This window comes from Geodermatophilus aquaeductus (genome assembly GCF_900182545.1).
In the GTDB taxonomy this organism is placed as follows: Bacteria; Actinomycetota; Actinomycetes; order Mycobacteriales; family Geodermatophilaceae; genus Geodermatophilus; species Geodermatophilus aquaeductus.
The window spans coordinates 444,952-462,926 of the sequence record NZ_FXTJ01000003.1; the positions used below are offsets into that span (position 1 = coordinate 444,952).

Here is a 17,975-nt window from a genome sequence, read left to right on the forward strand (position 1 = left end):
GGGATCAGCGGCTGGACAGTGCGTACCCGGTGCCGTCGGGATCGGTCATCAGCACCCGCCCGTCGCCGTCGGTGCCCACCCGGGTCGCCCCGAGCGCGACCAGCCGCTCCACCTCGGCCTCCGGGTCGCCGTCGGCCGCGAGGTCGAAGCGCCAGCGGTCCGTGTCCGACGACGGGGGAAAGGGCGGCCCGCCCCAGGTGACCTTCGGGCCGCCGTGCGGCGAGCGGATCGCCGTCTCCTCGTCCTGGTCCCACACCAGCGGCCAGCCCAGCGCCCGGCTCCAGAAGTACCCGACCGCCTGCGACCCGTCGCACGCCAGCGCGCCGACGAAGCCGCAGTCGGCGAGGAAGCTGTTGTCGGGCCCGACGACGCAGAACTCGTTGCCCTCCGGGTCGCCGAGCACCACGTGGTCCTCCTCGGGGAGCTGACCGACGTCGACGTGCCGGCCGCCCAGGTCCAGCGCCTGCGCCACCGTCCGCTCCTGGTCCTCCAGCGACGTGCTGGTCAGGTCGAAGTGCATGCGGTTCTGGCCGGTCTTCGGCTCCTGCGCCTGCACGAACCGGAGCCGGAAGCCGGTGTCGTCGGTCGGCACGAGCGTCGCGCCGTCGGCGGGATCCCAGCCCAGGACGCCGGCCCAGAAGCGCGCGAGCCGCTGCGGGTCGAGCGCGGCGACGGTGAGGGCGGCGAGGTCACAGGCCATGGGCTCCCCATCTCCGGTCCGCTGTCCCGGGGCGCGGGCAGCGCAGCGACGCTAGGGCGTCCGCGGAGCGGGGTGCAACGCGGTTCCGGTCGTCGGCCGGGCGGCACCGAGGCGCTCGGCGAGCCAGGCGTCCCGGTCGTCGAGCGCGGCCCGTGCCATGCCGGTCGGGTGGCCGGTGAAGCCGTGCGGCGACTCCGGGTAGACGCGGAGGTCGACGTCGACTCCCGCCGCGGCGAGCCGGGCCGCCATGACCAGATTGTCCTCGAGCAGGACGTCCAGCGCCCCCACGACGAGCAGTGCCGGCGGCAGACCGTGCAGGTCGCCGAAGACGGGCGACACGTCGGGGACGGTGCGGTCGGCCACGTGTCCGACGTAGGCCTCGAGGAAGTACTCGTCGGCGATCCGCCGGCCCGCCGGGGTCCGGCCGCTCAGGTCGTAGGTCCCGAACTGCAGGACGGCGCCGGCGAAGCGGTCGGCCAGGCCCCGGTCCCGGAGCCGGAGCAGCGTGGTCACCGCGAGCGTGGCGCCGGCCGACGTGCCGCCGATCGCCAGCGCGGTGGTGCCGAACCGGGCCCCGGCGGCGTCGAGGAGCCAGAGCGCGGCGGCCTCGCAGTCGTCGGGCGCGGCCGGCCAGGGGTCCTCGGGCGCGAGCCGGTGCTCCACGCCGACGACGGCGATCCCGAGTGCCTCGGCGAGGGCCGCGTCGCGCGCGTCCCCGCCCGCCGTGGCCCCGAGGGAGAAGCCGCCACCGGGGACGTCGAGGTACACGCCGCGCACCGCCGAGCTGCCGGGCAGCGAGATCCGCACCGGGACCTCTCGTCCGGACGGGTCGACGACGACCTCCGCGGGGAGCGCAGGCGGGACCTGCTGGGCGCGTGCCTCCCGGAGCTCCTCGAGGGACGCGGGCCCTCGTCGCTCGCCGCGCGCGGCGTAGAACGCCCGGCTCTCCGGCACGTGCTGCGCCAGCCCCTCGGGGACCAGGCTCTCCAGTCCGACCTGCACGCGCTCCCCCGTCCGTCCGGCTCAGCCGTGCAGGGTGGGCCGGTAGACGAGCTCCTGGATGCGGCCGTCGAGCGTCCGGGCCTCGAGCAGCTCCAGGTCGAAGTCGGCCGCGCCCGCGAAGATCGGGTCCACGCCGGTGCGGCCGGTGATGACGGGGAAGACCGACACCTGGACGCGGTCGACCAGCCCGGCGGCCATCAGCGCCCGGTTCATCGACAGGCTGCCGTGCGAGCGCAGCGGCACGTCGGACTCTGCCTTGAGGCGGGCGACGACGTCGACGGCGTCGCCGTGCTCCAGCGTCGCGTTGGGCCAGTCGAGGGGGCCCTCGAGCGTCGTCGACACCACCGTCGTCGGCATGGTCCTCATGCGGGTGTTGACCGGGTCGGTGACCGCGGAGTCCTCGGTGAGCGGGTCGAGCATCTGCACGAAGTCCCGGAACGTGTTCGCGCCGAGGACCATCCGCTGCTCGTGGTCGTACGAGGCGAGGCGGCGCTCGAGGAACTCGGGGCCCTGCTTGCCCCAGTACCCGCCCCAGTCGCCGCCCTCGCCGTAGGAGCCGAAGCCGTCGAGGCTGCAGAAGACGTCGAAGGTGTAGGTCGCGGTCACGGCGCTCTCCTCGGGGTGCTCGGTCGGCTGACCTTGAGACCGGTGACCGCGGCGGGACTCATCGCCGTCCGATCGGCGGGCTTCCGGTACCGCGACGTTCCGGCCGGCCTGCCCGGGGTAGTGGCAGCGCCCGGCCGTCCGGCCCCGGACGGCGACCCTCGAGCGGGAGGTCGGCATGGCGGAGAAGAGCGGCAAGGGCAGCGCCACCGCGAAGAAGGCGAACGCCAAGGCGGAGAAGGAGGGGAAGAAGAACCCCCGGAAGAGCTCGGCCGCGCAGAGCGAGCTGGGCAAGAAGGGCGGGAAGAAGGGCGGGAAGAAGTCCTGAGCATGCGGGCACCGCGCCCCCCTGTCGCGAGTCAGCCCGGTCGCCGCGCGGCGAGCAGTACTTGCGGGTGGGCGGACACCCCCGCTGGCAGCCTCAGCTCGGCGACGGGCTCGAGACCCGCGTCGGTCAGCATCCCGGCGACCTGCTCGGGCAGCCAGAGGTGCGTCGTCCAGGTCACCGGCACGCCGCCGTAGGCCTCGGTGCGCACCAGGTCCCCCTCCCCCACGTGCGTGCCGACCAGTACCTGACCACCGGGCACTAGCGCGTCGGCGAAGGACCGCAGCACGTCGGGCAGCACGTCGCGCGGGAGGTTGAACAGCGACCACCAGCCCAGCACGCCGCCCAGCGACGCGTCCTCCAGCGCCAGCTCGGTGGCCGAGGCGACGTCGAACCGCAGCCCCGGGTGCAGCCGGCGCGCCTGCGCCACCATCGCCGGCGACAGGTCGACGCCCGCGACGTCGACTCCGAGCTGCGCCAGGTGGGCCGTCACGTGGCCGGGCCCGCAGCCCACGTCCAGCACCGGGCCCCGCTCCCGCACGTCCTCGGCGAAGGCGCCCAGGGCGGCCCGCAGCCACGGGTGGGCGTCGAGCCGGCCGGCTCCCATCGCGACGTAGCCGTCGGCGACCCGGTCGTAGGAGGCCCGGACGACGTCGAGGTCCGCGGGCCGGTCGATGCTCCGTCGCACGCCGGGACAGTAGGTCCCGCACCCGGGCCTCAGCGGCTGCCGTGTCCGAGCGGCCCGGACCGCGACGGGAGCCGCGGGAGCCATCCCGGCACCGATGCCCGGTAGTCGTCGTAGGCCGGACCGAAGCGCTCGCGCAGCGTCGGCTCCTCGTACCAGCGGACGAAGGACGCGACGGCGACCCAGACGACGGCGGCGTACGGCACGAGGACCGCCTGCCCGAGGAGCAGTGCCTGGCCGAGGATGGCCGAGAGCACGGCCAGGTACATCGGGTTGCGCACGTAGCGGTAGAGGCCACCGACGACCAGGCGTTCGGTCGGCGCCGCCGGTGCCGGCGTGCCCGAGCCCTCGACGACGAAGCGGGCGAAGGAGGAGACGAGCAGCACCGCGGCCACGCCCGTCACCGCGCCGCCGACCCAGCGCAGCCCGGTGGGCACGTCGCCGGCCAGGCGCCAGCCGGTCAGGGCCCACGGCACCACCCCGGCGACGACGCCGGGTGCCGCGGCGAAGAACAGCGCCGTCGTGCCTGCTGCCGAGAGCGTGCGCATCCGAGCCTCCCGCGCGCCGCCGCGCGAGGACAGGCTCGTCCACCGGCTGACGACACACAACCGCCACGGCGCTGTCGTCACGTCCGGGCTGCCCCGCCGCCCGGAGGCGTGGCCGTCGCCCTCGGTCAGGAGGACGCCTGTGCCTGCCTGCCCGTGCAGTGCGGCCCCCGGCCAGGGCCAGACCACCGGGTCCTTGCGCAACGCGGCGTGGAGCTGCGCCGGTCCGAGTGCGGTGAGGGGGGCGTCGAGGAGCTGCCGATGACCTCGTTGCATCACGACCCGTGCCTGGTGCACAGCCGTTGGGTGTACCTGCGGAGAGCCGCTGCGCGGGCCAGGGCGTCGTGCCCTACGGCTTGAAGACCGCGCCCCAGACCTGCCTCGCCGGCAGCGTCCCGTCGGAGGTGCGGTACTGCAGCCGGCGGAGCTGCATCTGCAGCTCGGGATCGCCGCGGACGACGTCGTTGCGCGTCAGGTGCATCGCGAAGGGACGGTCGGAGTCGCCGGTCGCGGCGTTGACGATGGCGAAGTAGCCCGGTTGCCGCGCCCGGCGCCGGCTGGACGATCCAGACCGTCGTCGGGTCGTCACACGGCTGTCCGTCGGGGGAACACGGTCGAGGGTGCTGGTCCCCGGTGCCCGTCGCGCCCGGGGTCGCGCCCCGGTCCGGGTACCTGGGAGGAGTGCACGCCGAGAGGCGACCGGTGCCGCTGCCGGGCGCCACCGGGGCGAGGGCCGGGCCGTGCGGGGTCCTCGTGGGACCCGGGGCCGGCCGGGGCGATTCACGGGTGCGACCGCCCCGCGGCGGGCGCGACCCTTACCCGGCGGGCATCGTGCTGGCACAGTGACGTCGGTCCGGCTTCGCCCCAGTCGGGAGGATCCGATGGAGGTCACGACCCTGGCCGGCCTGCTCCGGGAGGCCGAGGAGCACCACGGGGCATACGAGGCCACGGCGCCGCCTCACCACTGGGCGGACTGGTACGCCCTCTACATCGTCGCCCGCGAGGAAGGCCGCACCCCGGCCCAGGCCGCCGCCAACGCCGGGAGCCGGGCCGCGGGGGCCCGCGGATCGGGGGGCGGTGACCCGTGATGGTGCAGCCGGCCCCCGCCGGGACCCCGAGCCGCCCGGACCTGGACGGCCAGACCGTCCTCCTCATCGGCGAGGACTCGGCCACCGGCCGGGCGATCGAGCAGCGCGTCCGAGCCGCGGGCGCACGCGTCGTCCACCCCGGCTTGGAGGGCGTCGATCCCGCCGAGCTGGACCGCGTCTTCGATGCTCTCCCTCTGCCGATCGACCACGTGCTGGTCACCGGGACGGACCCCTACCTGGCACCGTTGGCCGAGTTCGACTTCACCCGGGCGGAGCGGGACGTCCAGGAGCACCTGTGGCTGCCGATCCGTGTCGCCCGCTCCGCCGTCGGCAGGGTCCGGCCGGGAGGGACGCTCCTGTTCGTCGGTGGCTCCGCTGCCGGCAGGCCGGGGCCGGGACTCACCCTCACCAGCGCCCTGGCTGCGGCCCGGCACGCCCTGATCACCGGTCTCGCGCTCGAGGTCGCGCCGATCCGGGTCAACCTCATCGGTTCCGGTCTGGACGTCGACCGACCGCTGTCGGCACGTCTGCTCGGCACGACGCTGGCCGAGCACCCGAGCGATCCCGGGGCGACCCGGCAGGTCGCCCGGGTGGTCCGGCCCGCCGACGTCGCCCCCCTGGCGGTACACCTCATGTGCGTTCCGGTCACCGGCGCCACCTACGACGTGGACGGTGGCGGTCGGCGCGTCTGAGCGCTCCTCCCCCGCGCGCGTCGTCCCTGAACGACGCGCTCATCGCAGTTGCGTCATCCGACACTCGCCCGGCGCGTCGCCCGCCATCGACGATGTGGCGCACCCGGGGAGGTCGTCGATGGCAGTCGAAGGCAGGCCGGGCCGCTGCTGGGCCGCCGCCGGGAGCGCAAGGTCCTCGACCGGCTCGTGACCGACGTCGTCACCGGTAGCAGCCGGGTCCTCGTGCTGCGTGGGGGAGCCGGGGTGGGCACGAGCGCCCTGCTGGCCGACGTCGTGCGCCGGACGGTCGGCTGGCGGGTGGTCTCCGCCGCAGGAGTCGAGCCTGGGGATCTTCCTGGCCGCTCCCTGGCCTTGCGCAGGGGGACCTCTCGACAGGGGGTCTCTGCCAGCCGAGGTGGGTCGTGCCCTGACCGGAGTGTGGTGAGGCGACGGACGAGTCGGCCTGTACGCCGGGTTCTGTCCTCGGGCGCCTCGCGGCCTCCCGATGGGCGGTCATCCATCTAGGCCCGCCGTTGCCGGCGGGCTCGAGCGGTCCACCCGCAGGCTCGGGCGGGCAGCCCTCGAACGCCTGCGCAGGACGACGTTCCCGCCGTCCCTTCTCGACCTTGCTCCGGGTGGGGTTTACCGAGCCGCACCGGTCACCCGGTGCGCTGGTGGTCTCTTACACCACCGTTTCACCCTCACCGGCCGTGTCTCCGGAGAGGCACCGCCGGCGGTCTGTTCTCTGTGGCACTGTCCCGCGGGTCACCCCGGGTCGCTGTTAGCGACCACCCTGCCCTGTGGAGCCCGGACGTTCCTCGGCGACGGGGTCTCCCCCGCCGACGCGACCGCCCAGCCGACTCGTCCGTCGTACCCGCAGTCTACGGGTCCTTTCCTGCGGAACTATCCGGTCCGCGTTGTGAGGCGTCCACAACCCACCTACGGTTGCCGCGTCCGGTCGGTCGTCACCGCCTCCACCCGGGGGGAGCCGCGCCGGATGCCGCCGAGTCGAGGCCATCCGTGGCCCCGAGCCGGGGACCCACCGAACCACTGGGGTGAGTCCCGCTCCCGAGGGAGCGGGTAGGGCGATTCCCCGCCCGAACCCGTCAGCTGACCCGGTAGGCGGCCATGGGAGAACGGAGAACCGCAACGGGGTGCGCCGTAGGCGCTTGCCCTGGCGCGCCCGCACCCCCTCAGAGACGGACGCCGCGACCCGCGCACGTACGCCGGTCGCCGCGCATCCCGTGCCGGACCGCGACCGTTCCCGCGTCGGCCTGCCCTCCAGCAGGTGCCCGCCGCCCGGTCGTCCCCTGTCCGGCCACCCACCCGGGGGCTCGCGCCCCACTCACGTGACGGTGACCGCCGAGCACACGGCGGCGCCGCGCGGAACCGACGTCAGGAGCTCTCCTCGTCATGCCTTCGTACAGCTCATCCCGCACCCTCCGCCGCACCGCCACGGTCGGCGTCCTCGCCCTCACCTTCGGTCTCGCCGGGCAGTCGGTCGCCCAGGCCGAGGGCCGCTGGGACGGCCCCCGCCACGACCGGTCGAACGGCTGGTCCAACGGCGGCGGGGATGCGGCCCCGGCAGCCGCGGCTCCGGCCGCAGCGGCGGCCCCGGCAGCGGCGGCTCCGGCGGCGGCGGCCGCCACCGCGGTGGTCGCGGTGTCCACCGACCTCACCGGCAAGCCGACGTCGACCTCGACCGCCTACAGCGCCTGGGCCGCCCACGTCCGCCCGGTCGTCGCGGAGGTCACGCAGACCTTCGGGGTGTCCACGGTCCTCACCCGGCCCGGGCACTCGCCCACCCAGCAGCTGGCCGCGGACTTCATGGTCTACGCCGACTCCGCCAAGGGCGACGCCGTCGCCCAGTACGTCATCGACAACGCCGCGCGGCTGAACGTCGAGTACGTCATCTGGAAGCAGCGGATCTTCATCATCGGCGGCTCCGGCTGGCGCGCGATGGAGGACCGCGGGTCGGTCACCGCCAACCACTACGACCACGTGCACGTCAGCTTCAACCCCTGATCGACCGGGACGCGGCCCCGGTCCCCGGGGCCGCGTCCCCTCAGCCCACGTAGAGGGCGAAGCCGGTCACCCGCCGGCCGTCCACCTCGGGGGTCGCCATGTCGACCTGCCGGCGTGCCTGCTGCTCGACCGGGTCGTCCGACAGCGCCTCGAGGTAACGGCGGTGCTCGGCCAGGGAGGCCACCGCACGGTCCACGACGTCGGTGACGTCGACGGTGTGCGTCACGCCCACCGGCGTGGAGACGGCGGTCCAGCGCACGCCCCGCCACGGCTCCTGGGCGGCGAGCTCGGGGAAGATCCACTCGTTGGCGGCGTCGCCGACGGCGTCGATCGTGCAGCGGCCCAGCGCCCGGTGGTCGGCGCTGTTCCAGTAGCCGACCGCCGAGCCCGGCGGCGTCCACGTGTCCCCGTGGTGCATGGTCACGACCAGCTGCGGCCGGTGCCGCCGGATCGCCGCCGCGAGCGACCGGCGCAGGTCCAGCCCCTCGACGAGCCGGCCGTCGGGGTGGCCGAGGAACTCGACCACCGAGACGCCCACCTCCGCGGCCGCGGCGCGCTGCTCGCGCTCGCGCAGCGGCCCGGCCTCCTCCGGCGGCAGCCCGGCGATGCCGGCCTCGCCGCTGGTGGCCAGCACGTACCGGACGTCGCGCCCGGCCGCGGTCCAGGCGGCGACGGCGGCCGCGCACCCGTACTCCACGTCGTCGGGGTGGGCGACGACGACCAGCGCGCGCTCCCAGTCGTCGGGCAGCGGTTCGGCCATGCCGGCAGTGTGCCCGGCGTCGGCGCGCGGCGGCGGGCTCGGGACGCGCAGTCGCCGACCCCTCAGCGCCCGCGGGCCACCCGCAGCGCGGCGGCGATCATCGGCGCCTGCATCGGCAGCCGCAGCACCGCCACGGCCGTCGCCACCGGGTTCCCGCGGGCCACGCGGAACTGGTGCAGGTGCGCCGGCACGAACGACGTCAGTAGCCCGGCGGCCGCCCATCCCCCGGCCCGCCGCGTCGGCGGCGCGCTCAGCAGCGCGGCCGTGGCGACCTCGGCCACGCCGCTGCCCAGGACCCACGTCCGGGCGTCGCCGAGCTCGGGCGGGACCAGCCACTCGAAGGTCCGCGGCCGCACGAGGTGCAGCACGCCGGAGCCGCCGAGGGCGGCGGCCAGCCAGGTCGCCGGGGCGGGGAGGCGCATGGCGTCACCGTAGGCTGCCGCTCCGTGTCAGCCGCCGACCTGCTCATCGCGGCCGCGGTGTCGCTGGGCGCGGGCGTCATCAACTCCATCGCCGGCGGCGGGTCGCTGATCCTCTTCCCCACCCTCGTCGCGCTGGGCCTGCCGACGGTGGCGGCCAACGTCACGAACTCGGTGGCGCAGTGGCCCGGCTACCTCGGCGGGATGGCCGGGTTCCGCCGCGAGTACGTCGGGCAGGGCGGGCGGATGGCGCGCCTCGGCGCGGTGGCCGTCCTCGGCGGCACCGCCGGCAGCGTGCTGCTGCTGACCACGCCGAGCGAGGCCTTCGACGTCGTCGTCCCGGTGCTCGTGCTGCTGGCCAGCCTCCTGCTGGCCCTCCAGCCGCTGCTGACCCGCCGGCTGCGCGACCGCGACGACGCCACCGCCCGCGATCCCTGGTGGCTCTACCTCGCGCTGTTCCTCGCCACCGTCTACGGCGGCTACTTCGGCGGGGCGCTCGGCGTGATCCTGGTCGGCGTCCTCGGCACCGCGCTGCACCGGCTGCAGCTGGCCAACGCGCTGAAGTCGGCGCTGTCCGCGGTGACGGCGACGGTGACGCTGGTCGTCTTCGGCTTCTTCGGGCCGGTCGACTGGCAGGTGGTCGCCGTCGCGGCGCCGGCCAGCCTGGTCGGCGGGTTCGCCGGCGCCCGGATCGCCAGCCGCATCCCCGCGACGCCGCTGCGGGTGCTCATCGTCGTCTTCGGCGTCGCGGTGTCGATCTACCTGTTCACCCGGATCTGAGCGGGTGGTCGACCCGCTCGCGCTCGGCGTCTCGGCCGTCGTGCTCGGGGCGACGCTGGTCTCCGCGACGGCGACCGGCCACCGGGTCCCGCCGTCGGCGGTGGCGCTGACCGGCGCGGTCTACCTCGTGCTGGTCGGCGCGGTGGGCTTCCCCGCGGCCGAGACGGCGGTGCGCGAGGTGCTGCCCACGGTGGCCTTCCTCGTCGTCGTCCTGGTGCTCGCCGACTGCGCCGCGCGCGAGGGCGTGTTCCGCTGGGCGGCCGCGGCCACCGCGCGGCGGGCCGGCCGGTCCCCGCACGCGCTGCTGCGGCGGGTGGTCGTCCTGGCGGCCGGGGTGACGGCGGTGCTGAGCATCGACGCCACCGCCGTCCTGCTCACCCCGGTCGTGCTCGCCACCGCGGCGCGGATGCGGGTCCCGGCCCGGCCGCACGCCGTCGTCACCGGGCACCTGGCCAACTCGGCGTCGCTGCTGCTGCCGATCTCCAACCTGACCAACCTGCTGGCCTTCGCCGCCACCGGGCTGACCTTCCTGCACTTCGCCGGCCTGATGCTGCTCCCGCAGGTGGCCGCGGTGGCCGTCGAGTACCTGGTGCTGCGCCGGGTGTTCCGCGCCGACCTCGACCGGCCGGTGCCCGCGCCGGTCACCGAGGTGCCCCCGCCGCCGCGGCTGGGCCTGGCGGTGGTCGGGCTGAGCGCGGCGGGCGCGGCGCTGGCCTCGTCCGCCGGGCTCTCGCCGGTGTGGGCCGTGGCAGCGGGCACCGCGGTCCTCGCCGGGCGGCAGCTGGCCACCGGACGCGTGCGCGGCGGCGAGCTGGTCACCGCCGCGGACCTGCCGTTCGCGGCGTTCGTCTGCGGCCTGGCGGTGGTGGTGTCGGCGGTGCTCGACGCCGGGCTCGAGACCGGGCTGGCCCGGCTGCTGCCCGACGGCGAGGGCCTGCTCGCGCTGCTGACCGTGGCCGTCGTCGCCGCGGTGCTCGCCAACGTCGTGAACAACCTGCCGGCCACGCTGGCGCTGCTGCCGGTGGCCGTCGCCGTCGGGCCCGGCGCGGTGCTGGCCGTGCTGGTCGGCGTGAACATCGGCCCGAACCTGACCTACGTCGGGTCGCTGGCCAACCTGCTGTGGCGGCGGGCGCTCGGCACGCAGGCACCGACGGCGGCGCGGTTCAGCGCCGTCGGCCTGGCGACGGTGCCGCTCACGCTGCTCGCGGCCACCGTCGCCCTCTGGATCTCACTCCAGGTCTAGCGGCGCCTCACTCGCCGCCGCGGCCGGGCTCGCCGATGGCGACCATCGCCTCCACGGCGCGGCGGGCGCGGGTGGCGGTCTCGGGGTCGACGTCGATCGCGCCCTCGCCGGTGCGCAGCGTGTGCAGCAGCTTGGCCGGGGTGATCATCTTCATGTAGCGGCAGGCCGCCCGCTCGTTCATCGGGATGAACGCCGTCCCGGAGTTCAGCGACCGCAGCTGGTGCAGGATGCCGATCTCGGTGGCCACCAGGACCTGGCCCGACGTCGTCCGCGCCGCCTCCTCGACCATCCCGCCGGTGGACAGCACACGGGTGCGGTCGGCGGGCAGGTCGCCGTGGCTGACCAGGTCGAGCACCGAGGTGGTGCAGCCGCACTCGGGGTGCACGAGGATCTCCGCGTCCGGGTGCGCGGCCACCTGGGCGCGGACGTCGGCCGGGCTGATGCCGGCGTGCACGTGGCACTCCCCCGCCCACACGTGGATGTTCTCCCGGCCGGTCACGCGCTTGACGTGCGCGCCGAGGAACTGGTCCGGACAGAAGAGGATCTCGCGGTCGGCCGGGATGGAGCGGATGACATCGGCGGCGTTCGACGACGTGCAACAGATGTCGGTCTCGGCCTTCACCGCGGCGGTGGTGTTCACGTAGCTGACGACGACGGCGCCCGGGTGCTCGGCCTTCCACTCGCGCAGCTGCTCGGCGGTGATCGAGTCGGCCAGCGAGCAGCCGGCGGCGTGGTCGGGCAGCAGCACGGTCTTGTCCGGCGAGAGGATCTTCGCCGTCTCGGCCATGAAGTGGACGCCGCAGAAGACGATCTCGCGGGCGTCGGTCTGCGCGGCGACCCGCGACAGGTAGAGCGAGTCGCCGGTGAAGTGGGCGACGTCCTGGATCTCGGGCACCTGGTAGTTGTGCGCGAGCACGACCGCGCCCCGCTCCTCGGCCAGCCGGCGGACCTCGGCGGCCCAGGTCTCGTACTCGGCGGGCGACAGGGTGCGCTCGTCGCCGACGACGGCGGGGGTGGCGGGCGCGATGGTCGCGGTCACGGGGCTCCTCGGGGACAGGCGGGAGGCTCATCGTCCCCGCTCCGCCGGGCACGGCGGGAGCAGGGTGCCCGGTACAACGCCGTCCCCGTCCTCGCCCTTCCCGGGAGCGGTCGCCGTCGCTAGCGTGGCCGCTGACCGGGCCCGCGTCGAGAGGCGTCGCGATGTGCGCACAGCCGGCTCCCGTCGTCCTCCTCCCCGGGATCCTCCAGCCGGCCGGTGCGCGCTACGCGCCGCTCCTGCAGGCGATCGACCGCCGGCCCGCCTGGCCGAAGGACCTCGAGGTCTACGCGGGCCCCGACGTCCCGGCGGGTTACGGCGTGGACACCGAGGTGGCCGGGGTGCTGGCCCTCGCCGACGCACGCGGCCTCGACCGCTTCCACGTGTACGGGCACTCGGCCGGCGGGTCGATCGCCCTCGCCCTCGCCGCCCGGGCCCCCGACCGGGTGCTCAGCCTCGCCCTCGACGAGCCCGCCACCGACTTCACCGACGAGGACCGGGAGCTGCTGGACGCCCAGTGGGACGGCGACCTCGCCGACCTGCCGCCACCGCAGCGCATGCAGGTGTTCGCCCGCTCGCTGGTCCGCCCGGGGGTCGAGCTGCCCCTACCGCCCGCGGGGCCGCCACCACCGGGCATGGAGTCGCGTCCGGCGGGGCTCGCGGCGTTCGCAACCGCGATCAGCGACCACCGCGTCGACCAGGCGGCCCTGGCGCGGTTCCCCGGCCCCGTGTACGTCAGCTACGGGAGCCTGAGCAACGCCCGCTGGGAGGCGATGGCCGCCCGGCTGGCGGCCCGCCTGCCCGACGTCGAGGTCGAGTGCTTCGAGGGCGTGCACCACCTGCGCACGTCGCACGTCGCCGAACCCGCCCGTGTGGCCCGGGCGCTGCACCGGCTGTGGGCGCGCGCGGAGGACCGCGCCGCGGTCTAGCGACGCACGTCGTAGACCAGGTGCGTCACCCGGCTGCCCTGGACCACCTGCGGGTCCTCGAACGCGATCTCCGGCGGCCCGCCGGCGCCGAAGAACGGCTTCCCCGAGCCCAGCACGACCGGCACCAGCGCCAGCACGACCCGGTCGACCAATCCGGCCCGCAGCGCCTGCCCGCCGACGTCCCCGGCACTCACCGTGACGTCCCGGTCTCCGGCGAGCTCCCTCGCCCGCTCGATCCCGGTGCGGACGTCGGGCGCGAAGCTGAACGGCGCGGTCCCCCGGTGCGGCCAGTCGTCGGCCGGCCGGTGGGTCACGACGACGACGTGCTCGCCGTTGGGCGGCACGCCCTCCCAGCCGTTGGTGAGGTCGAACAGCCGGCGCCCGCACACCATGACGCCGGCCCGCTCGGCGAAGGGCCGCATGAAGTCCGCAGTCGCCTGCGTGACGCGGAAGGGCCGGTCGCGGTCGCTGAACGACATCTCGACGTCGCCGTTGCCGTACCAGTCGAACAGCGGTCCCGGCATGTCGTCGTCCCGGCCCACGTACCCGTCCAGCGACACCGCCGCGAACACCACCACAGCGCCCATGGCGCACCTCCTCGATGCCGGCTCCCCGGTGGAACCGTCCGCCAGGAGAGACCGGCCCCGCGTGCTCAACTCACCGGTTGAACACCGCGCGTGAGGCCGGACACACCGGGCCCGGCACTACGATCTCCGCGCCGATCCGACCCAGCAAGGGACTCCTCGATGCGCCGTCGTCCGCTCCCCCTCGTCCTCGCCGCCACCGCCGCCCTGGCCCTCACGGCCTGCGCGCCGCAGGAGGAGTCGACCGACGCCGGCTCCACCACCGGCGGCGGTTCCTCGGCCACCGGCGCCTGCACGCCCGACGAGCTCGACACCCTCGAGCCGGGCACGCTCACCATCGCCACCGACGAGCCGGCCTACGAGCCGTGGTTCGTCGACGACGCCCCCGAGAACGGCGAGGGCTTCGAGTCCGCCGTCGCCTACGCCGTCGCCGAGCAGCTGGGCTACGCCGAGGACGACGTCACCTGGACGCGGGTGCCGTTCAACGCCGCCATCCAGCCCGGCGCCCGGCCCTTCGACTTCGACGTCAACCAGTTCTCCATCACCGAGGAGCGGCGGCAGGCCGTCGACTTCTCCTCGCCGTACTACACGGTGAGCCAGGCGGTCATCACCACCGCGGGCTCGGCGGCCGACGGCGCCACCAGCATCGCGGACCTGCAGAACCTGCGTCTGGGCGCCCAGGTGGCGACGACGAGCCTCGACGTCCTCACCGACGTCATCGCGCCCGAGGAGCAGCCGGTCGTGTTCAACACCAACGACGACGCCAAGCTCGCGCTGCAGAACGGCCAGGTCGATGGGATCGTCGTCGACCTGCCGACGGCCTTCTTCATCACCGCGGCCGAGCTGGACAACGGCGTGATCGTCGGCCAGGTCGAGGACTCCGGGGAGGGTGGCGACCAGTTCGGCCTGCTGCTGGCCAAGGACAGCCCGCTCACCGACTGCGTCAGCCAGGCCGTCGACGCGCTGCGCGAGGACGGCACGCTCGACGAGCTCGAGCAGCAGTGGCTCTCCGACGTCGCCGACGCGCCCGTCCTGTCCTGAGCACCGTCGTCACCGGCGGCGCACTGCCGCCGCCCAGCGAGCTCGAGCTCTCCCGCCGGGCCTGGCGCCGCAGCCGGGCCCGGCGCTCGACGCTGGTCGCGCTCGCCTCCACGCTGCTGTTCGCCGTCGTCGCCTACCTGGCGGTCACCCGGTCGCCGGGCTGGCCCCGGGTGCAGACCACGTTCTTCTCGGCGTCGGTGGCGCTGGAGTCGCTGCCGGAGATCGCCCGCGGGCTGCTGGTCAACCTGCAGGTGCTCGTCGTGGGCGGGCTGCTGGTGCTCGTGGTCGGCCTGGGCATCGCGGCGCTGCGCACTCTGCGCGGGCCGGCCCTCGCGCCGCTGCGCTTCCTGGCCACGGCCTACGTCGACCTGTTCCGCGGGATGCCGCTGATCATCGTGCTGTACCTGGTCGGCTTCGGGTTCCCGGCGCTGGGCCTGCAGGGCGTGCCGACGTCGCCGTTCGTCCTGGGGACGGCGGCGATCGTGCTCGTCTACTCCGCGTACGTGGCCGAGGTGTTCCGCGCCGGCATCGAGTCGGTGCACCCCAGCCAGCGCGCCGCGGCCCGCTCGCTGGGGCTCACCCACCGCCAGACGATGCGGATCGTCGTGCTGCCGCAGGCGCTGCGCACGGTCACGCCGGCGCTGCTCAACGACTTCGTCGCGCTGCAGAAGGACGTCGGGCTGATCTCGGTGCTGGGCGCCGTCGACGCGGTGCGCTCGGCGCAGATCCAGGTCGGGCAGAGCTTCAACTTCACGCCCTACGTCGTCGCCGGGCTGCTGTTCGTGCTGCTCGCCGTCCCCTCGGCCCGCCTGGCCGACGCCGTCACCGCCCGCGCCCGCCGGCGCCAGCAGAGCGGGAGCCTGCTGTGAACGTTCTCGAGCTGCGCGGGATCGTGAAGGCGTTCGGCGACAACGTGGTGCTGCGCGGGGTGGACCTCGCCGTCGACGAGCACCGGGTGGTCGCGCTGATCGGCGGCTCGGGCTCGGGCAAGTCGACGCTGCTGCGCTGCGCCGCGCTGCTGGAGACCGTCGACGACGGGCAGGTGCTCCTCGACGGCGAGGACGTCACCGACCCGCGGGTCGACGCCGACCGGGTGCGCCGCCGGATGGGCGTCGTCTTCCAGGCCTACAACCTCTTCCCGCACCTGTCCGTGCTCGACAACGTGACGCTCGCGCCCACCGCGGTGCACGGCCGGCCGCGCGCCGAGGCGGTCGAGGAGGCGCGGGGGCTGCTGGCGCGCATCGGCCTGGCCGACAAGGCCGGCGAGTACCCCGACCGGCTCTCCGGCGGGCAGCAGCAGCGGGTGGCGATCGTGCGCGCGCTCGCCGTCCGCCCGCGGGTGCTGCTGCTCGACGAGGTCACCAGCGCGCTGGACCCCGAACTCGTCGGCGAGGTGCTCGCGCTCGTGCGCGAGGTGGCGGCGCAGGGCATGACGATCGTGATGGCCACCCACGAGATGGGCTTCGCCCGCCAGGTGGCCGACACGGTGGCCTTCCTCGACGGCGGGGTGCTGCTGGAGTCCGGCCCGCCGGCGCAGGTGCTCGGCGAACCGCAGCACGCGCGCACGCGGCAGTTCCTGGCCCGCGTGATCGACGCCGGCCGGCTGTAGCCCCCGGCCGAGATCACGCGATCTCGCACGCGAGGGGCACCTCGGACGTGCGAGATCACGTGATCTCGCCGGGGCTCTCAGCGCAGGTGGGCGGTGTCGTTCACCAGGCGGACGGACGTGCGGCCGTCGGAGCTCCACGCGACCGTCGACAGTGAGGCCGCCTCGAGGAACACCCGGTGCACGACCTCGTCGTCCACCCCGAGCCCCGCGGCCAGCAGCAGCTTGATCGGCGTCACGTGGCTGACCACGAGCACCGTCCTCCCGGCGTACCGCTCGAGCAGCCGCCGCCGTGCCCGGGCCACGCGCGTGGAGACGTCGGCGATCGACTCGCCGTTCGGCGCGGGGACGGTGACGTCGGACATGAACCGGCGGGCGGCCAGGGGGTGCCGCTCGCGGGCCTCGGTGGCGGTGAGCCCTTCGAGGTCGCCGAAGTCGAGCTCCACCAGGTCGTCGTCGATCTGCACCTGCAGCCCCAGGGCGCCGGCCACCGCCTCGGCCGTCTCCCGCGTGCGCCGCAGCGGCGAGGCGACGACGACGTCGATGCCCAGCTCCTTGGCGCGCACCGCGGCCGCCTCGACCTCCGCCCGGCCGGTGGCCGACAGCGGCAGGTCGTTGCGGCCGCTGTAGCGACGCTCGGGCGTGTGCTCGGTGCGCCCGTGCCGCAGCAGGTGCGTGACCGTGGTGACGACGGGGGCGGGCTCGGCCGGCTGGACGTCGTCCTCGGCCACCGACGGCTCGGACGCGGCGTCGCGGTGCACGGGCCGGCCGTCCATGGCGCTGTTGGCCAGCGCGTCGGCGGCGCCGTTCTGCGCGCGCGGCACCCAGGTGTAGCGGACGCTGCCCAGCTGCCGGGCGATGGCGCGGGCCTGGACGGCGAGCTTCTGCATGTCCGGGTGCTTGATCTTCCAGCGTCCCGACATCTGCTCGACGACGAGCTTGGAGTCCATCCGCACCTCGACGTCGGCCGAGGCGTCCAGATCAAGCGCCGCCTGCAGCCCGGCCACCAGCCCGCCGTACTCGGCGACGTTGTTGGTGGCGCGGCCGACCGAGGCGGCCCGCTCGGCGAGCACCTTCCCGGTCTGCGCGTCCCGCACGAGCGCGCCGTAGCCGGCCGGGCCCGGGTTCCCCCGCGATCCCCCGTCCGCCTCGACGACGAACCGGCGGCTCACAGTCCGGACTCGGCGGTGCGCACCAGGATCCGGCCGCAGTTCTCGCAGCGGACCACCTCGTGCGGATCGGCGTTGCGGACCGCGGCCAGCTCCCGCCCGTTGAGCTCGATGCGGCAGCCCTGGCACGCCCGCGCCCGCAGCATCGCCGCGCCGGTGGTGCCGGTCTGGGTGCGGATGCGGTCGTACAGCGACAGCAGCGGAGCGGAGAGGCCGCCGGCGATCTCGGCCCGCTTCGCCTGGTGCCGGGAGGTGGAGTCGGCGATGTCGGCCAGGGCGTCGTCGCGCAGCTGCTCGGCCCGCTCGCGGTCGGCGGCCGCCGAGGCCCGGCCGGTCCGGGCGTCGGCCAGTGCGGCGTCGGCGACCTCGCGGCGCTCCATGAGCTCGAGCACCTGGTCCTCGAGGTCGGACTGCCGCCGGGCCAGCGACTGCAGCTCCGACTGCAGCGAGGTGATCTCCTTCGGCGTCGCGGCGCCGGAGTCGATCCGCCCCTGGTCGCGGGTGGCGCGCTGCCGGACGGTGTCGACGTCGGCCTCGAGCCGCTTCTGCTCCCGGTCGAGGTCGCGCACCTCGGTCTCCGCGCGGACCTCCGCCTCGGCGAAGCCGCGCTCGGACTCCGCCGCGGCCTCGACCGCGGCGACCTCGGGCAGCGTGCGCTGCCGGTGGGCGAGCTGGGTGAGCGCGACGTCCTCGTCGGCCAGGGCCAGCAACTTCTGCTGCTCGAAGTGGTCGGCCTTCACCAGACCAACCTACCGGGGCACCGT

Annotated in this window: 22 protein-coding genes, 1 other RNA gene and 1 riboswitch; of the genes, 10 read left to right on the forward strand and 13 right to left on the reverse strand. The window is 75.0% G+C overall.

Features of this window, described 5'->3' with window-relative positions; translation table 11 throughout:
- Positions 1-4 precede the first annotated feature (4 nt).
- The 3 genes from FN207_RS11010 to FN207_RS11020 are packed head-to-tail and all read right to left on the reverse strand — an operon-like array spanning position 5 to position 2,308.
- Positions 5-700, reverse strand: coding sequence for a VOC family protein (locus tag FN207_RS11010; RefSeq protein WP_142458513.1), 696 nt, complete (start codon positions 698-700; stop codon positions 5-7).
- A gap of 51 nt (positions 701-751) precedes the next feature.
- Positions 752-1,702 carry an alpha/beta hydrolase gene (locus tag FN207_RS11015; RefSeq protein WP_142458514.1) on the reverse strand — a complete coding sequence of 317 codons (951 nt, stop codon included), beginning with the start codon at positions 1,700-1,702 and terminating at the stop codon, positions 752-754.
- Positions 1,703-1,723: 21 nt separating this feature from the next.
- Positions 1,724-2,308, reverse strand: coding sequence for a dihydrofolate reductase family protein (locus FN207_RS11020; protein ID WP_142458515.1), 585 nt, complete (start codon positions 2,306-2,308; stop codon positions 1,724-1,726).
- Positions 2,309-2,483: 175 nt separating this feature from the next.
- Here FN207_RS11020 and FN207_RS26250 point away from each other — a divergent pair, with 175 nt between their 5' ends.
- On the forward strand, positions 2,484-2,633 hold the full coding sequence (locus FN207_RS26250; RefSeq protein ID WP_185938282.1) for a hypothetical protein: 150 nt from the start codon (positions 2,484-2,486) through the stop codon (positions 2,631-2,633).
- A gap of 31 nt (positions 2,634-2,664) precedes the next feature.
- On the opposite strand, the gene FN207_RS11025 is transcribed toward FN207_RS26250, so the two are convergent.
- The 3 genes from FN207_RS11025 to FN207_RS11035 form a co-directional block, all read right to left on the reverse strand.
- Positions 2,665-3,318, reverse strand: a complete 654-nt coding sequence (locus FN207_RS11025) for a class I SAM-dependent methyltransferase (RefSeq protein ID WP_221888138.1) — start codon at positions 3,316-3,318, stop codon at positions 2,665-2,667.
- Positions 3,319-3,347: 29 nt separating this feature from the next.
- Positions 3,348-3,863, reverse strand: coding sequence for a methyltransferase family protein (locus FN207_RS11030; RefSeq protein ID WP_142458517.1), 516 nt, complete (start codon positions 3,861-3,863; stop codon positions 3,348-3,350).
- Between the two features lie 346 nt (positions 3,864-4,209).
- Positions 4,210-4,449: a hypothetical protein gene (locus FN207_RS11035; protein WP_142458518.1), complete on the reverse strand. Its 240-nt coding sequence runs from the start codon at positions 4,447-4,449 to the stop codon at positions 4,210-4,212.
- A 292-nt stretch (positions 4,450-4,741) separates the two neighbouring features.
- Between FN207_RS11035 and FN207_RS11040 the strand changes: the two genes are divergently transcribed.
- Complete coding sequence (locus FN207_RS11040) at positions 4,742-4,948, forward strand: bleomycin resistance protein (RefSeq protein ID WP_142458519.1); 207 nt, start codon at positions 4,742-4,744, stop codon at positions 4,946-4,948.
- Positions 4,948-5,640 (forward strand): SDR family oxidoreductase, encoded by a 693-nt coding sequence (locus FN207_RS11045; RefSeq protein ID WP_142458520.1) that lies wholly within the window; start codon positions 4,948-4,950, stop codon positions 5,638-5,640. The genes FN207_RS11040 and FN207_RS11045 overlap by 1 nt, the downstream gene beginning before the upstream one ends.
- A 429-nt stretch (positions 5,641-6,069) precedes the next feature.
- Here the strand turns inward: FN207_RS11045 and rnpB are convergent.
- Positions 6,070-6,483, reverse strand: an RNA gene (gene rnpB, locus FN207_RS11050) — RNase P RNA component class A.
- 127 nt (positions 6,484-6,610) lie between these two features.
- A riboswitch (cyclic di-AMP (ydaO/yuaA leader) is annotated at positions 6,611-6,759 on the forward strand.
- 273 nt (positions 6,760-7,032) lie between these two features.
- Here rnpB and FN207_RS26255 point away from each other — a divergent pair.
- On the forward strand, positions 7,033-7,644 hold the full coding sequence (locus FN207_RS26255) for a VldE C-terminal domain-containing protein (protein ID WP_185938283.1): 612 nt from the start codon (positions 7,033-7,035) through the stop codon (positions 7,642-7,644).
- 40 nt (positions 7,645-7,684) lie between these two features.
- Here FN207_RS26255 and FN207_RS11065 read toward each other — a convergent pair whose 3' ends face one another.
- Both FN207_RS11065 and FN207_RS11070 read right to left on the reverse strand, forming a co-directional pair.
- Entirely contained in the window at positions 7,685-8,404 is a 720-nt protein-coding gene (locus tag FN207_RS11065; protein WP_142458523.1) for a PIG-L deacetylase family protein, read from the reverse strand.
- Positions 8,405-8,466: 62 nt separating this feature from the next.
- A complete protein-coding gene (locus FN207_RS11070) occupies positions 8,467-8,826 on the reverse strand; it encodes a DoxX family protein (RefSeq protein WP_142458524.1) in 360 nt (119 codons plus the stop codon).
- A gap of 24 nt (positions 8,827-8,850) precedes the next feature.
- On the opposite strand from FN207_RS11070, the gene FN207_RS11075 reads away from it, so the two are divergent.
- Together FN207_RS11075 and FN207_RS11080 are read left to right on the forward strand one after the other, a co-directional pair.
- Entirely contained in the window at positions 8,851-9,603 is a 753-nt protein-coding gene (locus tag FN207_RS11075) for a sulfite exporter TauE/SafE family protein (RefSeq protein ID WP_142458525.1), read from the forward strand.
- A gap of 4 nt (positions 9,604-9,607) precedes the next feature.
- A complete protein-coding gene (locus tag FN207_RS11080) occupies positions 9,608-10,846 on the forward strand; it encodes an SLC13 family permease (RefSeq protein ID WP_142458526.1) in 1,239 nt (412 codons plus the stop codon).
- Between the two features lie 7 nt (positions 10,847-10,853).
- On the opposite strand, the gene nadA is transcribed toward FN207_RS11080, so the two are convergent.
- Positions 10,854-11,885, reverse strand: a complete 1,032-nt coding sequence (gene nadA / locus FN207_RS11085) for a quinolinate synthase NadA (RefSeq protein ID WP_246065980.1) — start codon at positions 11,883-11,885, stop codon at positions 10,854-10,856.
- Between the two features lie 161 nt (positions 11,886-12,046).
- Between nadA and FN207_RS11090 the strand changes: the two genes are divergently transcribed.
- Entirely contained in the window at positions 12,047-12,811 is a 765-nt protein-coding gene (locus FN207_RS11090; RefSeq protein ID WP_142458527.1) for an alpha/beta fold hydrolase, read from the forward strand.
- Here FN207_RS11090 and FN207_RS11095 read toward each other — a convergent pair.
- On the reverse strand, positions 12,808-13,398 hold the full coding sequence (locus FN207_RS11095; protein WP_142458528.1) for a dihydrofolate reductase family protein: 591 nt from the start codon (positions 13,396-13,398) through the stop codon (positions 12,808-12,810). The two genes, FN207_RS11090 and FN207_RS11095, sit on opposite strands and share 4 nt — an antisense overlap.
- 159 nt (positions 13,399-13,557) lie before the next feature.
- On the opposite strand from FN207_RS11095, the gene FN207_RS11100 reads away from it, so the two are divergent.
- The 3 genes from FN207_RS11100 to FN207_RS11110 are packed head-to-tail and all read left to right on the forward strand — an operon-like array spanning position 13,558 to position 16,045.
- On the forward strand, positions 13,558-14,436 hold the full coding sequence (locus FN207_RS11100) for an ABC transporter substrate-binding protein (protein WP_142458529.1): 879 nt from the start codon (positions 13,558-13,560) through the stop codon (positions 14,434-14,436).
- Positions 14,397-15,305: an amino acid ABC transporter permease gene (locus FN207_RS11105; RefSeq protein WP_142458530.1), complete on the forward strand. Its 909-nt coding sequence runs from the start codon at positions 14,397-14,399 to the stop codon at positions 15,303-15,305. Before FN207_RS11100 ends, FN207_RS11105 begins: the two co-directional genes overlap by 40 nt.
- A complete protein-coding gene (locus FN207_RS11110) occupies positions 15,302-16,045 on the forward strand; it encodes an amino acid ABC transporter ATP-binding protein (RefSeq protein WP_142458531.1) in 744 nt (247 codons plus the stop codon). The genes FN207_RS11105 and FN207_RS11110 overlap by 4 nt, the downstream gene beginning before the upstream one ends.
- Positions 16,046-16,122: 77 nt before the next feature.
- Here FN207_RS11110 and FN207_RS11115 read toward each other — a convergent pair whose 3' ends face one another.
- On the reverse strand, positions 16,123-17,214 hold the full coding sequence (locus tag FN207_RS11115) for a bifunctional RNase H/acid phosphatase (protein WP_142458532.1): 1,092 nt from the start codon (positions 17,212-17,214) through the stop codon (positions 16,123-16,125).
- Positions 17,211-17,951, reverse strand: a complete 741-nt coding sequence (locus FN207_RS11120; RefSeq protein ID WP_142458533.1) for a zinc ribbon domain-containing protein — start codon at positions 17,949-17,951, stop codon at positions 17,211-17,213. The genes FN207_RS11115 and FN207_RS11120 overlap by 4 nt, the downstream gene beginning before the upstream one ends.
- Positions 17,952-17,975: the final 24 nt, after the last annotated feature.